The following is a 19881-nucleotide window of genomic DNA, read 5'->3' on the forward strand; positions in this document are numbered from 1 at the left end:
TCCTGGCGACCCGCTCTACCTGAGGAGATCACTCACGATGGCGTCTGTCGTCGGGGATCGGTTGCGGCTGGTGGTCAAGGTCCTGGGGAACCTCGTCGTCGACGAGGTCGGGCAGGCCACGCGGCTGCGCAGACGTACGAGACGGGGGCAGGAGGGGCTGGCGGAGGGCGGCGCGGGCTCCGCCGGAGCCGAGGAACGCCGGGCCAAGGCCGTGCGGCACGCCCTGGAGAGTCTCGGTCCCTTCTATGTGAAGCTCGGGCAGATTCTGTCCACCCGCCCCGACATGGTGCCGCAGTCGATCCGGGACGAGCTCCAGAACCTGCACGACGAAGTGGACGTCCAGCCGTTCCCGGCCTTCGAAGCCGTGTTGGCCGGCGATCTCGGCCCCGACTGGAAGCGGCGGTTCGACGACATCGACACCAGCGCCCCGCTCGGCGCCGCCTCCCTCGCCCAGGTGTACCGGGTGACGCTGCCCGGCGGCCGGCCGGCCGTGGTCAAGATCCAGCGCCCCGGCATCCGCGAGGGCGTGCTCGCGGACATGGCGCTGATGCGCCGGGCCTCCCGGATCGTGGCCCGGGCCGCACCCCGCTTCAACGAGGTCATCGACATCGAGGCGATGCTCGGCTCCGTCTTCGACGCGATGGAGCCGGAGCTGGACTTCACCGGCGAGGCCCGCAACATGGACGAGGCCCGGCAGTTCGTACGGCCCTTCCGCACGCTGGAGGTGCCCAGGGTGCTGCACGCGAGCCCCCGGGTCCTCGTCCAGTCGCTGGCCCCGGGAAAGTCGGTGCGGCACATCGACCGCGCCCACTTCACCGACGACGAGCGCATCGAGATCGGCAGGGATCTGCTGCGCTTCATGTACCACGGGTACTTCGTGCACCGCGTCTTCCACGCCGACCCCCACGCGGGCAACGTCTTCGCGGTGCCGGGCGGGCCCGCGACGCTGATCGACTGGGGCATGGTCGGCCGCCTGGACCGCCGTACCAGTCTGCAACTGCTGCCGCTGTTCATGACGTTGGCGCAGAACGACGGCGCCGGGCTCGCGCACCACTGGGCCGAGATGGGCCGGGTGACGTCGTGGTCCAACATGCCCGCGTTCGCCGCCGACATGGCCGCCTTCGTGCCGAAGGTCTCCCATCTGTCGCTGGAGGACATGAACTTCGGGGTGTCCCTCACGACCGTCCTCGCGAAGGCGACCAAGCGGGGCATCGGCTCACCGCCGGCGGTCTCGCTGCTCGGCAAGTCCTTCGCCAACCTCGACGGCTCTGTGCGCTGCCTCGCCCCCGAGATCACGCTGCCGGAGGTGTTCCAGGGCGAGGTGCCGAAAATCCTGTTCTCGCTGGGCCGCGAGTTCCTCGGGCGGCACCAGTTCGCCCGCAATTCCATGGAGTTGCTGCTCGCCGCGGTCACCAGCCCGGAGCAGCTGCGCGGTGTGCTCGGCGACATCGCGAACCGACAGTTCGCCTTGCAGGTCCACGAGCCGCGTACCACCGCCGCGATGGGCGGCCAGCGCCCGACGCGCCCCTCCGGCGGCCTCGTCGCCCTGGGCGCACTGGCGTACCTGGTCGCCCGCCGCCGCTCCCGCTGACCTACGGGCCCACCAAACCCACCGAACCCACTGACCATACGGAGGTTCTCCTTGCCCGAGACCACACACCCACAGCCCGGCTCGGCGCCGGACGACACCCTTGCCGAGGGCGCCTCACCGTCGTACGGCCTCCCGCGCGTCGCGCTGTGGACGGCCGCCGCGCACGCCGCCGAGTGCGGCCGGGACACGCCGTACGTGCTCGATCCCTGGGCCGCGGACTTCCTGCACGCGGCCCGGTTCGGCGGCGCGCCGCCCGGCGACGGCCCGATGCAACGGCTGCTGCCCGACTGGGCGGTGGTGCGCACGCGATTCTTCGACGAGCACCTTCTGACGGCGTCCCGGTCCGGCTGCCGTCAGGTGGTGCTGCTCGGTGCCGGTCTCGACACCCGCGCCTTCCGGCTGCACTGGCCGGCCGGTGTGCACGTCTTCGAGGTCGAGGCCCCCGCCGTGCTGGAGTTCAAGGACCGTGTGCTGGAGGGGACGCACCCCACCTGTGGCCGGCGCAGCACCGTCGGCGTCGATCCAACCGGATCCTGGGCCGAGGACCTGCTCGCGGCGGGCTTCGATCCGCGCCGGCCCACCGCGTGGCTGGCCGAGACGCCCCTGTACTTCCTCCAGCCCGATACCGTGGCGTCCATCGTCGGCACGATGACGGAACTCTCCGCGCCCGGCAGCACGTTCGGCGCCGAGTGCGTGAACGCCGAGGCTGTCTCGACGGCGTTCGTCGCGCCCTTCCTGGAGGCTCTGTCCACCATCGGCATCGCCTGGCACTGGCAGCTCGCCGACCCGGAAGGCTGGTGGGCGGAGCAGGGTTGGAAGGCCGGCGTCGCCGATCTCTTCACGCTGCCGTACGTCATCCAGCGGCTCTCCCCCCTTCTGCCGCTGCTCCCCGAGGGCGCTGCCACGTGCGCGTTCCTGACGACCGGCACACTGAAGAAGTGACCGGCAAAGGGAGGAGCCCCGGGCGGTCCTGCCCGGGGCTCCTCCCTTTACCGCCGTACGGCGCGCTATGCCCGCTCCAGTTCCAGCAGCGCGGCCAGCCACAGGTCCGGGAGTTCGTCGGCGGTGGCCAGCGTTGCGTCGTGCACGATCGTGAGGCAGGAGGTGTCGTGCTGGCTCGTCAGCGTCGTCAGACAGCGGATCCCGGCCGCCAGGCCGGTGAAGACCGCGGCGCTGTCGGACGCGGCCCCCCGGTGGACGAGCGCGGCACCGAAGTTCACGCTGCTGGCCGGTCCGGAGACGACGTCACCGTTGACCATCCGGGTGCCGACGCGCGCGCCGAGGGCCCGTGGCGTTGCCGCGAGGAGCATACGGACGGCGTCGCGGCGCCGGGTGGCGCGCCAGCGGGCGGTGGCCGCCGCGACCCGGGCGAGGGCGAGGCGCGGTGACGGCTCGTCGCAGGGCAGCAGGAGCCGGGCGGTGACCATCCGGTTGCCGGGGGCGCATTCCTCGCCGGGCTCCCGCATCGACATGGGGACCGCTACGGGCAGCGGCGGATGCGGCGCTCCGGTCGCCTTCATGTGCCAGGTGTGGACGGCGTGGGAGAGGGCGGCGAGGTAGACGTCGTTGACGGTGCCGCCGTGTGCGCGGGCGATGGCGCGCAGCCTGGCCAGCGGGGTGTGCACCCGGCACAGCGTGGTGCGGCCGCTGCTCGCGCCGTCGAAGGCCGGTTTGGCGGTGGGCGCGCCGAAGCCGCCCACGGCGTCCGCGAGGGCGTCGGCCAGGCCGCGGCCGGTCGGCCTGCCGGGGTGGTGGGCCGCGGGGCCGCCCTGGGGGTGGTCGTCGAGGAGGTCCCGGACGGTGTGGGCCGCGCCGACGCCGTCCTGGATGGTGTGGTCGCTCCGGTAGCACAGGCTGTGGCCCCCCGTGGGCCCGTGGACCAGCCACACGTCCCAGGGCGGCCGTTCACCCGTGTTCATGGGCCGGGTCAGCATCATCCGCGCCGCCTCCGCCTCGACGGCGTCCTCGGGCAGCCACACCTCGTGCACGTGATGTTCCACGGCGATCCCGTCGACGCGCCGGAACGCCGGGCGGTCCCGGTCGATGCGGTAGCGCAACGCCGGGATGCGGTGGGCGCGTTCGGCCACGCGCGCGCGTACGGCGTCCAGGGTCGGCGCCCGGCCGCCGAACGTGAACACGAAGCCGACCGGCAGCGGCCTGCCGCGCATGGCCAGGTGGTAGGCGACGTCGGCGGTGCCCATCCGGAGCGTCGGCGGCAGGCAGCCGCCACTGCCGAGGGAACGTCGGGTCATGGAACGACCTCCGTGTGGGGAGAACAGGGCTGTGAGGATCAGCAGGTGCGCCGCGTGGCCCGGCCGAGGGCGTCGAGGTAGGTCCGCAGCAGGGGGCGGGCGGGTCCGCTCACCGGCATGCGCGGGGCGGCGCGGCGGTGCCAGGGCAACGGGTCCGTGGGTTCCGGCTCGCCCGAGAGGGCCGCGGCGACGTGTGCGCCGTGGGCCACGGACATCGCCAGGCCGTGGCCGCAGCAGCCGCCGATGTACCAGACGTCGGGCAGGCCGTGGACGGGGCCGACCACCGGCAGCCCGTCGCCGGTCATGCCGACGCGGCCCGACCATCGGTGGGTGACCGGCAGGTGGGCCAGCTCGGGGTGCAGGGACCGCACCCAGCGGCCCAGCCACGCCCAGGCGCGCTCGCGCGCGGCGCGCAACCGAGGGCCGCCGAGGCCGGCGGGCAGGGTGACCGTGCCGCCGCCGGCCACCAGCCCGCCGTCGGGCAGCGGCCGGAAGTACGGGGCCATCGGCAGGGCGTCGACGACGGCGTACCCCTCGTGCCCGCCCAGCGCCTCGTACGCCGCGTCGCTCACGGGCGCGGTGGCGACGGCGTACACCTCCAGCGGCAGGATCGTGCCGACCGGCAGGGCGAGGGACCGGGCGGCGGAGTTGACGGCCAGTACCGCCTGCCGGGCGCGGAGCCGGCCGTGCGGGAAGAGCAGCTCGCAGCCGCCCCGCTCCCCCGCGCGCACGGCCAGCAGCGGGCTGCGCCCGTGGAACCGCACGCCTTTGGCGGCGCAGGCACGGGCGAGGGCACTGGTGAGGGCGGCCGGGTCGAGGGTGGCGGCGGTGCGGTGCAGCAGCCCCGCGGTGTACGGGACGCCCACGCGCGCGCGTACCTGGGCGCCGGACAGCTCCGGCACGTCCAGGCCCAGCGCTCGGTAGGCGCGGGCCTGCCGGTCGAGCGACGCCAGGCCGGCCGGTGCGCGGGTCGCCATGATCTGCGCGCCGGGCCGCACTGCGCACGGCACGTCCAGCCGCCCGCACAGGTCGAGGACCTCCTGCACCGCCCGTACGCTCGCCAGATGCATCCGGCGTGCGGCCCAGGGCCCGTGCCGGCGTACGGCGCGGTCGATCGCGGGCCCGGCTCGTGGGCCCAGCAGCCCCGTGCCCCGGCCGCTGGCCCCGGCGGCGGGGCCCTCGGCGTCGATCACCGCGATGTCGCGGCCCGGGGTGCGTTCGGCCAGGTGGTAGGCGCAGGCGAGGCCGGCCAGACCGGCCCCGACCACCGCCACGTCCGCCGTGACGGTGCCGTGCAGCGGGGGCTGGGCGGGCAGGTCCGGTAGGTCCCAGGCCGGGGTTCCGTGTGCTGACGGCGTCATTCGGCGCCCTCCGGCACGAGTGCGCAGAGAGTCCTGAACCGGCGGTCGTGCCACAGCAGCGGGCGCCCGCCGCCCACGTGCACGGCGGCGACCTGTCCGACGACGAGGTGGTGGTCGCCGTAGCGGCGTACGTCCTTCACCAGGCACACCGACCAGGCCAGCGCGCCCGCGATCACCGGGACGCCGAGGACCTGCCGGGTGTCCGTGCCGGCGAAGCGCTGGTCGGCGGGTGTCGTCGGGTTCGCGAACCGGCCTGCGAGGGCGTGCTGTTCCTCGCGCAGCAGGTGCACCGCGAAGGCGCCGTGGGACCGGACGGCGGCGAGGGTGCGGGAGCCGTCGCGCAGGCAGGCCAGGAGCAGCGGCGGCCGCGCCGACAGCGAGGTCACGGCGGAGACCGTCATCCCGAGCGGCCCGTCCTCGCCCCGAGCCGTCACGACGCTGACGCCGGCGGCGAGTTTGGCGTAGAGGCCGAGACAGCGGGCGGCGCCGGGGCCGGGTTCGTCGTGCAGGGGGTCGTCGTACGGGGAGGGGTCAGCCGTGAGTGGTGACGGCGCACTCATCGATCACCTCCGCGCCCACCAGGCCCGCCAGGATGCGGGCGATGTTCGTCCGCAGGGTGGACTCGGCGACGGGGTCGAGGATCTCCGAGAGGGTCGGGATGCCGAGGTCGAAGGCGGCGGTGAACACGACGAGTGTGCCCTCGTCGCGCGGTTCGCAGCGCCAACTCCCCTCGAAGGTCTGGAAGTCGCCGCTGAGCTGCTCGAAGGTGAGCGTGAGTGTGTCCGGCGCGAGCGTGTCGCGTTCCCGCCAGCGCATCAGCCCGTCGCGGAAGGAGACGGTCCAGTCCGACACCACCGAACCGTCGGCCAGCGTGTCCACGCGGACCTCGCGCACGGTGTCGGTGAGTTCGGGATAGCGGCGGAAGTCGGTGATGCGGTGGTAGACGGCGGCCGGTTGCGAGCCGTGGGCGATCGCGTGCAGGACCACATGACGCATGGGTCGTTCGGTTCCTTTCCGGGGTTGGTTCCGGTTCCGGTACGACGAGTTGCCGGGCCGCGGCTCACTCGGCCATACGGGCGGCTGTCGTGTGCAGTGCCTCGGCGAAGCTGGTGAAGAACAGATCGAGCGCGTCGTCCTCCACGGCGGCGGGCGGAGTCAGGCGCAGCACGCGGGTGGAGTTGAGGGAGTGGTTGACGAGGACGCCGCGTGCGATGAGTTCCAGCAGGAGTTCGCCGACCGCCCGGTCCTCGGTGAACTCGATGCCGATCAACAGCCCGCGTCCGCGCACGTCCTGGACGAGGATCTCCCGGTACGGCTCACAGGTGGCCCGCACGCCGGCCAGGATGCGCGCGCCGAGGCGCGCCGCGCGGGCCACGGTGTCCTCGCGCTCCATGGTCTCGACGGCGGCGAGGGCGGCGGCGCAGGCGATCGGGGAGGCGCCGAAGGTGGAGGTGTGCAGATAGGGGTCACGGCTGAAGGGGGCGTACGCCTCGGCCGTCGCGACCATCGCGGCGACCGGTACGACGCCGCCGCTGAGCCCCTTGCCGGCCAGCAGCATGTCCGGGCGGATCCCCTCGGCGTCCACACCCCACCAGGTGCCCAGCCGGCCCATCCCGGTCTGGATCTCGTCGACGACGAGGAGCGCGCCGAACTCCCGGCACAGGGCCGCGACTTCGGTGAGATAGCCGGGCTCCGGGATGTGGACGCCGCCCTCGCCCTGCACCGGTTCGAGGATGACGCACGCCCGGTCGCGCCGGGCGGCCAGCGCCTGCTTGAGATCGCCGGCGTCACCGTAGGCGACCTGGGTGGTGTCGGGCAGCAGCGGCTGGAAGGGCGTCTGGTAGGTGGCGTTGGCGGTGACGCTGAGGGCGCCGAGCGTCTTGCCGTGGAAGCCCTTGCGGGTCGTGACGATCGCGTTGCGGCCGTGCGCGCGGGCCAGCTTCAGGGCGGCTTCCGTGGCCTCGGCACCGGAGTTGACGAAGTGGACGTAGTCCAGACCGGGCGGGGTGTGGGCGGCCAGCGCCTGAGCGGCGCGCGCGGCGACCGGCTCCAGGAAGACCCGGCTCGCCAGCGGGTGGACGTCGATCTGCCGGTGCACCGCCTCGACGACGGCCGGGTGCCGGTGGCCGAGGATGAAGACGCCGTAGCCGCCGAAGTCGAGGAGCCTGCGGCCGTCGTCGGTGTGGATCCAGGGGCCTTCGGAGCGCACCTCGGACATGCCGCCGAGCACCCGGCCCATGACGGCTCGGCCGGAGCCGATGTGGCGCAGGTACAGGTCGAGGGTGGTGGACTCGGCTGTGACGTCCTGTGCGGGTGCGGCCGTCGTGTCCGGGGAGATCGTCATGAGGCCACCTCGGTCGGGGTCGCACGGGCGGTGCGGTGGCGGGCGAGGAGGGCCGGGTGGTCGTCGGCCCAGCTCTCCAGGTTGCGTACGAGCGCGGCCCGGATGTCGGCGTGGCTGAGGCGGGTGCCGCAGTGCGGGCGGCCGAGCGAGGTGTCGAAAGGGAGCTCGCGCTGGAAGACCAGCAGGAGCTCGGCGTAGTGCTGGAACCTGCGGCGGGTGGCCTGGGGCAGTGCGGTGCCCTCCAGCATGGGCAGCAGCAGCCGGTGCACCGCCTCGACGGGGATGAGCCGGGGCCGGTGCGGTGCGGGCAGGCCGCGGCGTACGGCGAACTCCGCGCAGGTGTCCGCGATCTCGCGCAACCGGGGCGCGTCCTGGCCGGCAGTGAGCCAGAACTCGCCGCTGCTCACCCCGCCGCGGACGAGGTCGCCGACGGCCCGGGTGACGTAGTCCTGCGGGACCATGTCGACGCGGGCCTCGGGCGCGCCGGGCAGCACCGGCACCTGTCCCAGGACCATCGAGCCGAGCGTCTTGGTCAGGCCCTGCTGGCCGGCGATCCGGCCGGTCGTGGAGTCGCCCATCACGACGGACGGGCGCACGATCGCGCCGGGCAGGTCGGCCTCGCGCACCAGTTGTTCGGCCCTGGTCTTGGAGGCCAGATAGGCGGCGGCCCCCGGGAAGCGCCGCGCGTCCTCCTCGCTCGGGGCGCTGGCCACGAACGCGGTGCTCACCAGGTACAGGGGCGCGTCGGCGCGGGCGGCCAGGTCGAGCACGGCCTGAGTGCCGAGGATGTTCGTCCGCTCGATGTCGGCGGGCGGCATGCGCCAGTTGGTCTCGGCGGCGGAGTGCAGGACGACGTCCACTTCGAGGGCGAGCTCGTGCCAGGCGAGCGCGCTCAGGCCGAGGCGGGGGGCGAGGAGGTCGCCCCGCAGCTCGCGCACCCGCGGGTCGCCCAGGGGGCGGTTACGGCGCAGGCAGAGCAGGTCGAAGTCGGCCGCCAACTCGTCGACCAGGGCCCGCCCGAGGACGCCGGTCCCTCCGGTGAGCAGCAGGGTCGGGCGGTCGCGTGCGCTGGTCCTCGGGGCGGGTGGGGCGGTGGGACGCGGGAGGTGTCGCGGCATTGGGTGTGCTCCCTCAACAGGTCTCGGCCCGCGCGGGGCGGTGGGTGCGGGCGCCGGTCAGGCGATCGCGAGCGGCCGGTCGGCCAGGTAGTCGGCGAAAGGGCCGGTCATCCTGGCCCGGGACGGCGGGTGCAGGGACAGTCCGTTGGCGCAGGCCGCGAGATGGCCGACCTCGTCGGACGTCATGAAGCTGAGCCCGCCGAGCAGTTCGACCGCGCGCGGGGCGACCCGGGCGATGACGTCCTGGACGCCGTAGCGGACGTACAGCGCCTGGGCGAGCGCGGACTCGCCGTGGTCTCCGTCGTCGACGCGGCGGGCGAGGCCCTCGGCGCAGGCCGCCGCGGCCTCGGTCTCCACGAAGAGCCGTACGCGCTCGTGCTCGGGGATCCGGTCGTTGAGCAACACCCGTTCGACCAGGGCGGAGGCGGCGCCGAGGTAGCTGCCCGTCATCAGCAGCTGGAACCAGATCAGCCCGGCCGTCTGGAGCTCGTCGATCCCCCCTTGGGCGGTGGCCGCGGTACGCAGCAGCAGCTCCGGCGGTACGACGACGTCGGTGAGGGTGACCTGGTCGCTCTCGGCGCCGGCCAGGAAGGCGCTGGACCAGAAGCTACTGACACTGACGCCTTCGCTCTCGGCGGGCACCAGAGCGACCGCGAGCTCGTCCCCCTGTCCGTCCTCGCGGGGCACGAGGACACTGGCGGTCAGCACGTCCATGGAGCGGGCCAGGCTGCACGGCCGTTTGACGCCGCTGATGTGTACGCCGTCCTCGGTGACCTTGGCGGTCATCGTCGGTTCGAGGATGCCGGCGCCGCGGCGTCCCTCGGCGAAGCCGGAGGCGATGAGGCGGTTGTCGGCCGCCACACCTTCGATCAGCAGCCACTCCAGTCCTGTGCCCCGGTCGCCCAGGCCGACGAGTGTGGCCATGGAGAAATGATGCATGGTGGTCGCCACGGCCAGCGACGGCGAGCGGCTGCCGATGGCCCGCTGCACCCGCACCGCGTCCAACGCCGTGGCTCCCCGGCCCTGATGGGCCTCGGGGACCAGCAGCCCCGGCCCGCCGCTGTCCCGGAAGAACCGGATGCCGGGGCTGTCCCGTCGCTCCAGCTCCATGAGCGGTGTCTCGCGCAGGGCCGGGTCCAGGTCCGGCAGCAGCTTGGCCAGGGTGGTGCGTTCGCGCTCGAGGAATCTCATGCGGATGCGGTCCTCCGGGGTGGGGGGTGGTCATCAGGCATACGGCGGCGCGGGAGGGCGGCCTGGTGGCGTGGCCGTGCGCCGGTGGGCCGAGTGGCGTCAGACGGCGTTGGTGGCGCGCAGCAGTTGCCACACTGCGGGGATGCGCGGCCTGCCCAGGAAGGCGATGTACTCCGGAAGGACCACGTGCGGGGCCCACTTCTCCTTGTATTCGAGCTGGGAGGCGGCGGGGTAGATCGCCTTGCCGCGCTCGGCGAGCAGTCGGGCGAACCGGGCGAACATCCGGCTGTGGCCGGGTACTTCGTGTTCCTCGTCGAGTCCGGTGAACGGGGTGAAGCCGAAGTGCAGCCAGGCGGCGTCGTCGGCCACGAGACGTTCCATGACGGTGGCGTTGAGTGCCTCCATCACTCCGGGCGGCGCGTCGGGCCTGCGCCGGCTGAGGTCGTGCAGCCAGCCGGGGCGGCTGCCGTAGACGGGCGAGTAGTTGATGTAGCCGACCGCTTCGCCGTCGACGCGCCCGACGAAGAGCCGGCGGTGGCGTTGCAGCGGCCCGGTCCGCTGGCCGACGAGGAACTGCAGCTCCTTGACGTGCCGGCCCTTTTCGCGGAGCCAGGGCTCGTCGACCCGGTCCAGTTCGGCGCCGTCGTCGCCGGGGTGGACCTCGGCCACTTCCAGACCCGCGCGCCGGGCCCGCGAGATCTTGTTCCGCAGCCGCACGAACCGTGAGCCGCGCAGGGTGAAACGGGCCAGGTCGACGGCGTACGACGCCCCGATCTGGTTGACCGTGAAGCCCTGACCGGCGTACAGCTCGGCGTCCTCGCGCTGGAGTTGCACGGCGACCAGGCGTCGTCCCGCGTGGGTGACGAAGGAGTCCAGCAGCCGCGCCCGGTGTTCGGGGGCGGTGAACGGGCCGCCGAATTGCAGGACATGGCGTCCGGCGCGGCGATAGGCGCACACGCCGTCGACCGGCTCGTCGCGGAAGTATTCGTTCCCGCTGTTCAGGGCGAGAAAGGAACTGGGGTTGTCGCTGTGTTCGGTGAGGGTGTCAAGCACGGACGACATGTGAGCCCTCCTCCTGACGCCGGGCCTCTTCGGCGAATTCGGTCCGGTATTGTTGATCGAACCGTCGATAGGCGGGATGTGTTTCCGGTTCGAAGGCGACACCGAAGGGTTTGAACGAATTCCCGAACAGGGCTCGGTCCCCCAGGAGGTGGATGGGCAGGGCGAGCAGGGCCCATTCCGGCCCGGCGAACAGGACCCACGCCCCGGCGATGGCACCTGCCGTGACCAGGCTGTGCATGACGTTGTAGGCCACGTAGTAGCCGCGTGCGATGCGCTTGCCCGGGCTGCACCGGTAGGCAATCGCGCCGGGAATGTATCCGATGACGTCGATCACCGCGAAGAGCGCCACGAAGACGCCCCAGCGGATTTCCGAAAGGTGCTGAAAAGCGAGCACGAGGGAAACGATCAGAAAGGCCAGCCATTCCATTCGGGACAATGCGAAGGTGGTCTTCGTCTCGAATCGGTTCTTGGCGTCCACGAGGCTCCAGGAATGCGCGTGCGATGCGAGGGGCGGGCTTCAGCCGGCTCCTTCCCTGCGGGCTTTCATACCTGTTTACGCGCCAACGCGGGCAACCCCTCGTATCGCGGGGGCGACGGGCGCGTACGGCATCCCAGGACGACTCCGGCGCCGACCAGCGCGCTGCCCACGGCCTGCGGTACGCCGTAGGAGCCGGTTCCGACGAGCGGGGCGGTGCAGGCGGCGGCGACGGGGATGAGTCCGGAGAACAGCGTGGCCCGTTCGGCGCCGATCCGCTGCATGCCCATGTACCAGCACACGAAGCCGACGACGGTGACGATCGCCGCCTGCCACAGCAGGGCCGCGGTCTCGGTGGCGTCCGGTCGGCGCAGCCAGGCGGCGCCGTCGAGCATCACCCCGGCCGCCGCCGACTCGACGGCCGCGACGCCGCACACGGTGGCGGACAGCAGACGCGGGCCGAGCGGCCGCAGGACGGGCACGGCGAGCACGGCGAACGCCACCTCGCCCACCAGCGCGCACACCGAGAAGGCGATGCCGGTGCCGTCCGTGCGCCCCCAGCCCTGGACCGCGCAGGCACCGGCCACGACGAGCAACGCGCCGCTCAGGACGACGCGTTGGGGCCTGCGCCCCTCCAGGAGCGGCACGAGGACGGCCACGACGACGGGCGCGCACCCGACGAAAACGCCGGGGACGGCCGGTTCGGCGGTGCGTTCGGCGGCGATGACGGCGAGGTTGAAGCCGACCATGCCGAGGGCCGCGAGCAGCGCGAGGCGGGCCCACTGGCGGGGCGTGAGCGCGCGGAGCCGGGCCCCGGCACCCGGCCCGGCGAGCGGCAGGAGCAGCAGGCACGCCAGGGCGTAGCGGAGGAACTGGCCGCCCGCGTACGGGTAGTCGCCGAGCAGGCTGTTGGCGGTGAAGGACCCTCCGACGAGGACACAGGCGAACGCGGCGAGCAGGGCGCCGCGCGTGGAGTTGGCGTTCATGGCAGCGACGCTAGGAAGCGCGGCGGTCCGGATTAAGGTCCACATTCATGACGTCATCGCAGACCAATCCGGACCCGCGCGACGGGTCCCCCGCCTGGGAGCTGTTGCTGCCGGCCGCGTCGGCGCCCGCACGCGCGCGTGGACGTGCCCTCCAGGAGGCGCTGCGGGAGGCCGTGCGGTCGGGGCGGCTGGTGCCGGGGACGCGGCTGCCGTCGAGCCGGGATCTGGCCGCCGACCTGGGGGTGTCGCGCGGGCTGATCACCGAAGCGTACGAGCAGTTGACGGCGGAGGGCTATCTGCGCAGCGGCCGGGGCGCCGGGACATGGGTGGGCGATGCCGTACGGGCCGCCCGGCCACGCGCGCGTGACCTCGCGCCACGCTCCACCGGCGCGCGGGCCGACTTCGTCCCCGGGACGCCGGACGTGTCGCTGTTCCCGCGCGCCGCGTGGGCGGCTGCGCAGCGCGGGGTGCTGGCCGAGCTGCCGCACCAGGAGCTCGGCTATCCCGACCCGCGCGGGCTGCCCCGGCTGCGCACGGCGCTCGCCGAACTGCTGGCGCGCCGCCGGGGCGTGGTCGCGGACCCCGAGCGGATCGTGATCGTCTCCGGGGTGTCGCAGGCGACGACGGTGCTCGGCTTCGTGTTGCACGCGCGCGGGATGCGCGAGGTCGGCGTCGAGAACCCGGGGAGTCCGCAGCACGACTCGCTGTACGCGGCCGCCGGCGTGACCACCGTGCCCGTGCCCATGGACGACGAGGGGCTCGTCATCGGCCCGCTGCGGGAGTCGGGCGTGCGTTCCGTCGTCACGACGCCGGCCCATCAGTTCCCCACCGGCATCGCCTACTCCGCCGATCGCCGTGCCGAACTGCTCGACTGGGCACGGTCCGTCGACGGGTTCGTCCTGGAGGACGACTACGACGGAGACTTCCGGTACGACCGCGCTCCCGTGGGCGCGCTCCAGGGACTCGATCCGGAGCGCGTCGCGTACGCGGGGTCGGTCAGCAAGTCGCTCGCGCCGGGACTGCGGCTCGGCTGGCTGCTCGTACCGGAGGCGCTGGCCGAGGACGTCGTCGAGCGCAAGCGGACCATGGACCTCGGTCATCCCACCCTGGACCAGGCGCTGTTCGCCCGGTTCGTGGAGCGCGGCGACTACGACCGTCAGCTGCGGCGCTGCCAGCGCGCGTACCGGGAGCGTCGCGACACCCTCGTCGCCGCGCTGGAGGAGCACTTCCCGGGCGCGCAGGTGACCGGGATCGCGGCAGGCCTGCACGTGATCGCCGCGTTGCCGGAGTCGTACGGGCATCAGGAACGGTTCCTCGCGCGCGTGGGTGCGGCCGGTGTGGCGGTGCGGCCGCTCACGGACTATGCACACGCGCGTGCCGACCATGTCAGGGAGCCGGGCGTGCGGCTGGTGCTGGGATACGCCCAACTGTCGCCCGCGCGGATCCGGGACGGCGTACGGCTGATGGCCCGTGCGGCGGCGATGGGTCGGCGATGAGCAGGATCGCCCGCGCGCCCGTCGTGTTTTGCGTGTGACGTACGTGTTCCCTTGCGTATGCGGTCAGTTGTTCACTTGTGGTTTCCGTGTGCGCTGCGGCGCACCAGTAGTTGTGGCTCTGCACACTGGCCGGATCCCGCCACTGGAGGCCCCCATGTCACACCGTCCGTTCCCGGGTCGCCGCAGCGTCCTGCGCGGCTCGCTCGCCGCGTCGGCGGCCCTGACCCTGCCCACGGCACTCGGCTCTGCGCCGGCGTTCGCCCTGTCGGGGCGTCCCAGGGCGGGCTGGGGCGTGCAGACGGGCGACGTGACCGGCGACTCGGGGCTGGTGTGGGTGCGCTCCGACCGGCCCGCCAGGATGATCGTCGAGACGTCCGCGACCGAGTCGTTCCGTAACCCCCGCAGATGGCGCGGCCCGCTGCTCGGCGCGGACACGGACTTCACCGGCACGACCCGGCTGCGCGGCCTGCCGTCCGGCGAGCAGATCCACTACCGCGTGCTGCTCGCCGACCCGGACGACCCGCGCCGCACGGGCGAGCCGGTCACCGGCACCTTCCGTACCGCCTCCGCGCGGCGGCGTGACGGCATCCGGTTCGTCTGGTCCGGCGACCTGGCCGGGCAGGGCTGGGGCATCAACCCCGAATTCGGCGGCTACACCATCTACAACGCGATGGGCGCGCTGGACCCGGACTTCTTCCTGTGCAGCGGCGACAACATCTACGCCGACGGGCCGATCACGTCGTCCGTCGCGCTGCCCGACGGCAGCACCTGGCGGAACATCACCACCGAGGAGAAGTCCAAGGTCGCCGAGACCCTGGCGGAGTTCCGCGGCAACTTCCGGTACAACCTGCTCGACGACAACCTCAAGCGGTTCAACGCCCAGGTCCCCTCCATCATCCAGTGGGACGACCACGAGGTGACCAACAACTGGTACCCCGGCGAGATCCTCGGCGACACCCGCTACACCGAGAAGAGCGTCGACGTCCTGGCCGGGCGGGCCCGCCAGGCGTTCTCGGAGTACTTCCCCATCTCGACGCTGCGCCGCCCGGAGGGCAGGGTGTACCGCACGGTCCACTACGGGCCGCTGCTGGACGTGTTCGTCCTGGACATGCGCACCTACCGCAACGCCAACTCCACGGACAACCAGACCACCGACGCACAGGGCATCCTCGGCGCGGAGCAGCTCAAGTGGCTCAAGGGCGAGCTGTCCCGCTCCCGGGCGGTGTGGAAGGTGATCGCCTCGGACATGCCGCTGGGCCTGGTCGTGCCGGACACCGGCGACGGCAAGCCGAACATCGAGGCCGTCGCCCAGGGCGACCCGGGCAACCCGCTCGGCCGTGAACTCCAGATCGCCGAGCTGCTGCGGTTCATCAAGCACCGGCGGATCACCGGCACGGTGTGGCTGACGGCCGACGTCCACTACACCTCCGCCCAGCACTACCAGCCGGCGCGGGCTGCCTTCTCCGACTTCGAGCCGTTCTGGGAGTTCGTGTCGGGCCCGCTCAACGCGGGTGCCTTCCCGGCCAACACGCTCGACGAAACCTTCGGTCCGGAGCGGGTGTTCGTGAAGGCGCCGACCACCGCGAACGTCTCCCCCGCCGGCGGCTACCAGTTCTTCGGCGAGGTCGACATCGACGGCCACAGCGGTGAGCTGACGGTGCGGCTGCGCGAGCAGGACGGCACGGTGCTGTTCACCCAGGTGCTCCAGCCGGGACGCGTCGGCCAGTAGATCCCGTACGCTCGTGACAGTGCCGCGTACCTGAGTCATCCCCTGGTGCGCGGCACTCACACGTCGCGGCGTGGGTCTGCGCCAACTCGCCCCCCGCCGGGGCGTTTTCGCAGGTCAGGGTGGATTGTCAGTGGCCGCCTCTACGGTTTTTCCATGACGCGATCTATGCAGGCCGTGGCTTATCGGCGACCCTCCGTGCTGGAGTCCGCAGCAGGCGGACAGCTGCTGGGGCTGGAGACTTCCCGGGGTGCGACACCCTCGGGAGTGAAGGACCATCCGCAGTTCTTCGCAGGCTTCCTGACGACCCCTCAGGTGGCCTCGGCCGCTCTGCTCGCGGTGGCCGACGTGGCGGCCGCCCGGTACTACCAGCGGCAGCGGCCGGCCTCGCTCGACCCGGTGGTGACGGGCAACGGCGACCGGCTGCGCTTCGAGTCCTTCTCCGGCTGCTGCGGGGTGTACGCCCGCCTGGACGTGCTGGAGCCGGGTCTGGACGGCGGCGAGGTGGGGCACGGCACGACGAACGTCGACGTCAACAACCCGCTGCGCGAGGCCCTGTCCAGGATCGGCTCGGACGATCCGCTCCATCTGCGGGTGGGCCCCGAGGAGTTGGCGGTGACCACGCTGGACGGGCCGGTCGTGGAGAAGAAGGTGCCGCTCCCGGACCGCTGGCTGCGGGGCTTCGCGGAGGCGCAGGTGATAGCGGCCGGCTTCGACCTGCGGGCCGAGCTGCCGGCCGCCGAGGCGGTGCGGTTCCTGCGGGCGCTGCCGCGGGGTGGGGCGCGCGGCGCCTCGGGCGGCCCGCGGTGGGTGGTGCCGTCGGGGAGCGGACTGCGGCCGACCACGCGCGCGGTGCCCGGCGCGGTGTGCCTGCCGGGTCCGGAGCGGCTGGTCGCGCTCCAGCGGGTGCTGCGGCATGCCACGGCCCTGCGGGTGTACGGCCCGGCGGTCACCGGCGGTGCGCCCGGCACGGCGAGTGCCTGGGAGGTGGTCCTGCCCGGCATGCGGCTGACCCTGACGCTGTCGCCCGACGCCTCGCGCGGCTTCTCGGGTGAGGGCGGCGTCCTCGACGCGCTCGCTACCGACGAGGCCGCACAGGACGCGGAGCTGATCGCGGTGCTCCTGGCGTGGGAGCCCCGCGTCGACGTCGCCGACCTGGCCGCGGCCTCGGGCCTCACACCCGACCGCGTCCGGGCGGCCCTCGTCCGCCTCGGCACATCGGGGCGGGTCGGATACGACACGGCGGAGGCGGCCTACTTCCACCGGGAGCTGCCCTACGACGCCGAGCGGGTGGAGCGCCACAACCCTCGCCTGCGTTCGGCGCGGGCGCTGGTGGCGGCGGGCGCGGTCGCGCTGGACGGCGCCTTGGGGACGGTGACGGCCGAGGACGGGCATGTGCACCGGGTGCGCGACGAGGCGGGGGTGCTCAGCTGCAGCTGTCTGTGGTGGGCGAAGTACCGGGGCGGGCGCGGGCCGTGCAAGCACGCGCTGGCGGTACGCATGGTGCGGCGGGGGCGGCAGGGCGTCGCCGCGGCTGAGCGGGACATGGCACGAGTCGAGGGGGATGCGCGATGACATCACTGATGGACGCGGTGCGGGAGGGACGGACGGCCGAGGTGGTGAGCCTCCTGGACGGCATGACGGACGCCGAACGACGCGCGCTCTTCCCCGAGTTGAGGCAGTTGCGCAAGGAGCTGAGGGCGGACCAGTGGACCCCCGAGGCCCGCCGCGCCTATCCCGCGCTGCATGCGGCGGGGGCTGCCTGCCAGACCGGTGCGGCCGCGGTGGCGAGTTGGCTCGCCGCCTCCGACATGCGCTGGTGGCCGGCGTCGCCCGGCGTGCTGCTAGACGTCCTGGGCGACCGAGCCCCCGCCTGGCTCGGCGATGTGGCACACCGGATCGCCGAGCGTCCGCCTTCCGCGCGGGTGCCGTACGAGCTGACGGCGGGTCTGGTCCGGCTCTCCGGCTGCCCGGTGCCGACGACGGAGGCCTATGTCCACGGCTGGGTGGAGCACATCGGCCATGTCTGGCAGCGCGGCGACACCATCCTGGCCCGGCTGCGCAGGGACCCGCACCTGGCTCGGCTGGTGGCGGCGCTCTTCGAGACGGACGACATCGGCAGCCGTCTGGCCTGGACCGCCGTCGAGGGACCGAACAGCTGGAACGAGTCGATCGCCCAGCTCACCGTCGACGGCGTCCTGGACCGGAAGGCGACGGTCGACGCGTGCCTGGCCCGGCTGCTGCGGGGGCGGTCCGGCCGCCGACCACCGGGTGTTCCTACGGATGCTGCAGGCGTTCGACCTCACCCGTCAGGAGCAGCGCGAGCGCACCGCGGACTGGCTCGCGCTGGCCGCCGACGCCGTGTCCGTCGTGGCCGCGCACGCGCAGTCGGTGCTGGCCTCGCTGGCCCTGCACGGTGAGGTGGCCGCGCGCCAGCTGGTCGAGATGTCGGGCGCGGTCCTGTTCCGCACCGAGAAGAAGCTCGTGCGCGCCCAGCTGGTCCTGCTCGGCAAGGTCATCGCCCGCGACCCGTCCACCACCGAGGAGCTGCTGCCCGCGGTCGCCCAGGCCTTCGGGCACGAGGACGCGGAGGTGCAGGAGCGGGCGCTCAAGCTGGTGGAGCGGCATGTGGGCAAGCCGGGCGCGGCCGAGGTGCGGGAGGAACTCGCCGTGGCCGCGGACCAGTTGATTCCGACGCTTCGCAAGCGGGCGGCCGAGAGCCTGGGCGCCTCCCCCGTGCCGTCGCAGCCGGTGACCTACGAGGAGGTCCTGCCGCCCGCACCGGAGCCGGTGCGTGTGGCGCCTGCGCCCGAGTCGGCGGCGGAACTCGCCGAGGAGGTCGGCGCGTTGCTCGTGGCCGGCGGTGACGTCGCGGCGTTCGAGCGGGCCCTGGACGGACTCGTGCGTCATGCGTACGGCGACCGGGACGCGCTGCTGGAGGCGCTGGAACCCGTCGTCGCACAGCGCTGGTGGGCGCAGCCCGAGCCGCGGCACGGGTCGAGCGGGGACGACTACTTCACCGGGCACCACGCCCTGACCAACCCGGCGCACGGACTTGAGCTCCTGCTGGCGACGCTGCTGGGCAAGGTGCGCACCGCCAGGCTCCACCACGCCGTCCAGCACGGCACCGTCAGCGGCGAGTGCGCCCACAGCCCGCTCAGCCGGGCCTTCGAGGTCCGCCTCCGGGAGGTGGCGTACCGGATCCGTACCGAGCCCCTGCCGTTCCTGCTGTCTACGCCCACCTGGGGCACGGGACTGCTGGAGCCGGACGAACTGGTGGCGCGTCTGGCCGAGTACGGGCGCCTCGGGGCGCGGGTGTCGGCGGCCGACTTCGCGCAGGCGCTGCTGCGGGTGCGGCGCGAGGAGCGTGGGCCGGCCGAGGCGGCCGCCGAGCGTGCGGCGACGCTCGGCACGACGGAGGGCAGGCGTCTGGCGCAGTGGCTGCTCAGCGGCGGTTGGGCCGCGCCGGTGTCCCGACGCCGGACTTCGGGGAAGCGCATATTCGTCGAATCCGGGGAGATCGCCGAGCTACAGGGTGACTTCCCGCCCGGCCTGCGCCTGTTGGGACAGTCCGTCAGCTTCTTCCGGGACCGCTGGCACTGCTACCACTGGAACGACGGCATGGAGCCGCACTGGCTCGCCCTGCTGCCCGAAGAGCGCGAGCTGGTGGCGGTCAGAATGCTGAGCGATCTCTCGGCGGTCGCCGTCGAAGACTCACGCGGCGAAGCGGCGATACTCCCCCTGTTGGCCGAGGCGGGCGGCGAGGCGGGCGAGGCCGTGCACCTGTGCGTGGCGTACGGGCTGGGCGCACGGCATCCGGAGGACCGGCTCGCCGCCGTGGACGCCCTGCTGGTGCTGGCGGCGCAGGGGCAGCTCGACGCGGACCGACTCGGCGCGGATCTGGGGCAGTTGGTGCAGTGCGGTGCCGTGAAGCCGTCGCGGCTGGTGGAGTCGGTGCGGACGGCGGCGGCCACGGGGGCGAACGCCACGGTGTGGGGAGTGCTCCGGCGCACGCTGCCGATCCTGCTCGCGGACCTGGCGAGCGACGGGGCGGTCGCTCCGGCGCGGGGGCTGGCGGATCTCCTGGCCGTCGCTGCCGAGTGCGCGGAGCGAACGGGGGCACGCGAGGAGCTGCCGCACCTGGCGCCAACGGCGGAGCGCCGTGGCTCGTCGCGGCTCGTGGCGCAGGCCCGGCGACTGCACAGCGCGCTGGCGGAGGGTGTGGCCGCCTGACACGGTTGAATAAGTCACAATTGCGACATAGCGGCTCTTTACCGCC

At 73.1% G+C, this 19881-nt stretch carries 15 protein-coding genes and 1 pseudogene; 6 read left to right on the top strand and 10 right to left on the bottom strand.

The window, feature by feature from the left end:
• The first annotated feature begins 37 nt into the window (after positions 1–37).
• Both OG254_RS07880 and OG254_RS07885 read left to right on the top strand, forming a co-directional pair.
• On the top strand, positions 38–1591 hold the full coding sequence (locus OG254_RS07880; RefSeq protein WP_405578796.1) for an ABC1 kinase family protein: 1554 nt from the start codon (positions 38–40) through the stop codon (positions 1589–1591).
• 51 nt (positions 1592–1642) lie between these two features.
• Positions 1643–2533 carry an SAM-dependent methyltransferase gene (locus OG254_RS07885; RefSeq protein WP_405578798.1) on the top strand — a complete coding sequence of 297 codons (891 nt, stop codon included), beginning with the start codon at positions 1643–1645 and terminating at the stop codon, positions 2531–2533.
• A gap of 65 nt (positions 2534–2598) precedes the next feature.
• Here the strand turns inward: OG254_RS07885 and OG254_RS07890 are convergent, their stop codons facing one another.
• The 10 genes from OG254_RS07890 to OG254_RS07935 form a co-directional block, all read right to left on the bottom strand.
• Positions 2599–3843, bottom strand: a complete 1245-nt coding sequence (locus OG254_RS07890) for a wax ester/triacylglycerol synthase domain-containing protein (RefSeq protein ID WP_405578801.1) — start codon at positions 3841–3843, stop codon at positions 2599–2601.
• 38 nt (positions 3844–3881) lie between these two features.
• Positions 3882–5204: an NAD(P)/FAD-dependent oxidoreductase gene (locus tag OG254_RS07895; RefSeq protein ID WP_405578804.1), complete on the bottom strand. Its 1323-nt coding sequence runs from the start codon at positions 5202–5204 to the stop codon at positions 3882–3884.
• Positions 5201–5764 carry a flavin reductase family protein gene (locus OG254_RS07900; RefSeq protein ID WP_405578806.1) on the bottom strand — a complete coding sequence of 188 codons (564 nt, stop codon included), beginning with the start codon at positions 5762–5764 and terminating at the stop codon, positions 5201–5203. Before OG254_RS07900 ends, OG254_RS07895 begins: the two co-directional genes overlap by 4 nt.
• On the bottom strand, positions 5736–6200 hold the full coding sequence (locus tag OG254_RS07905) for a type II toxin-antitoxin system RatA family toxin (RefSeq protein ID WP_405578809.1): 465 nt from the start codon (positions 6198–6200) through the stop codon (positions 5736–5738). Before OG254_RS07905 ends, OG254_RS07900 begins: the two co-directional genes overlap by 29 nt.
• A 64-nt stretch (positions 6201–6264) precedes the next feature.
• A complete protein-coding gene (locus OG254_RS07910; RefSeq protein ID WP_405578812.1) occupies positions 6265–7548 on the bottom strand; it encodes an aspartate aminotransferase family protein in 1284 nt (427 codons plus the stop codon).
• Complete coding sequence (locus tag OG254_RS07915; RefSeq protein ID WP_405578814.1) at positions 7545–8666, bottom strand: SDR family oxidoreductase; 1122 nt, start codon at positions 8664–8666, stop codon at positions 7545–7547. The genes OG254_RS07910 and OG254_RS07915 overlap by 4 nt, the downstream gene beginning before the upstream one ends.
• 57 nt (positions 8667–8723) lie before the next feature.
• Entirely contained in the window at positions 8724–9857 is a 1134-nt protein-coding gene (locus OG254_RS07920) for an acyl-CoA dehydrogenase (RefSeq protein WP_405578817.1), read from the bottom strand.
• Between the two features lie 99 nt (positions 9858–9956).
• Positions 9957–10919 carry a bifunctional lysylphosphatidylglycerol flippase/synthetase MprF gene (locus OG254_RS07925; RefSeq protein ID WP_405578819.1) on the bottom strand — a complete coding sequence of 321 codons (963 nt, stop codon included), beginning with the start codon at positions 10917–10919 and terminating at the stop codon, positions 9957–9959.
• On the bottom strand, positions 10903–11397 hold the full coding sequence (locus tag OG254_RS07930; protein WP_405578822.1) for a hypothetical protein: 495 nt from the start codon (positions 11395–11397) through the stop codon (positions 10903–10905). Before OG254_RS07930 ends, OG254_RS07925 begins: the two co-directional genes overlap by 17 nt.
• A gap of 65 nt (positions 11398–11462) precedes the next feature.
• Complete coding sequence (locus OG254_RS07935) at positions 11463–12380, bottom strand: DMT family transporter (protein WP_405578825.1); 918 nt, start codon at positions 12378–12380, stop codon at positions 11463–11465.
• A gap of 47 nt (positions 12381–12427) precedes the next feature.
• Here OG254_RS07935 and OG254_RS07940 point away from each other — a divergent pair, with 47 nt between their 5' ends.
• The 4 genes and pseudogenes from OG254_RS07940 to OG254_RS07955 all read left to right on the top strand — a co-directional run bounded on the left by OG254_RS07940 (position 12428) and on the right by OG254_RS07955 (position 19835).
• Positions 12428–13876, top strand: coding sequence for a PLP-dependent aminotransferase family protein (locus tag OG254_RS07940; protein WP_405578827.1), 1449 nt, complete (start codon positions 12428–12430; stop codon positions 13874–13876).
• Positions 13877–14030: 154 nt separating this feature from the next.
• A complete protein-coding gene (locus OG254_RS07945; RefSeq protein WP_405578830.1) occupies positions 14031–15605 on the top strand; it encodes an alkaline phosphatase D family protein in 1575 nt (524 codons plus the stop codon).
• Between the two features lie 153 nt (positions 15606–15758).
• Entirely contained in the window at positions 15759–17177 is a 1419-nt protein-coding gene (locus OG254_RS07950; protein ID WP_405578832.1) for an SWIM zinc finger family protein, read from the top strand.
• A pseudogene (locus tag OG254_RS07955) lies at positions 17174–19835 on the top strand (DUF6493 family protein). Before OG254_RS07950 ends, OG254_RS07955 begins: the two are co-directional and overlap by 4 nt.
• The last annotated feature ends 46 nt before the right edge of the window (positions 19836–19881 follow it).

This window comes from Streptomyces sp. NBC_01092 (genome assembly GCF_045039535.1).
GTDB lineage: Bacteria > Actinomycetota > Actinomycetes > Streptomycetales > Streptomycetaceae > Streptomyces.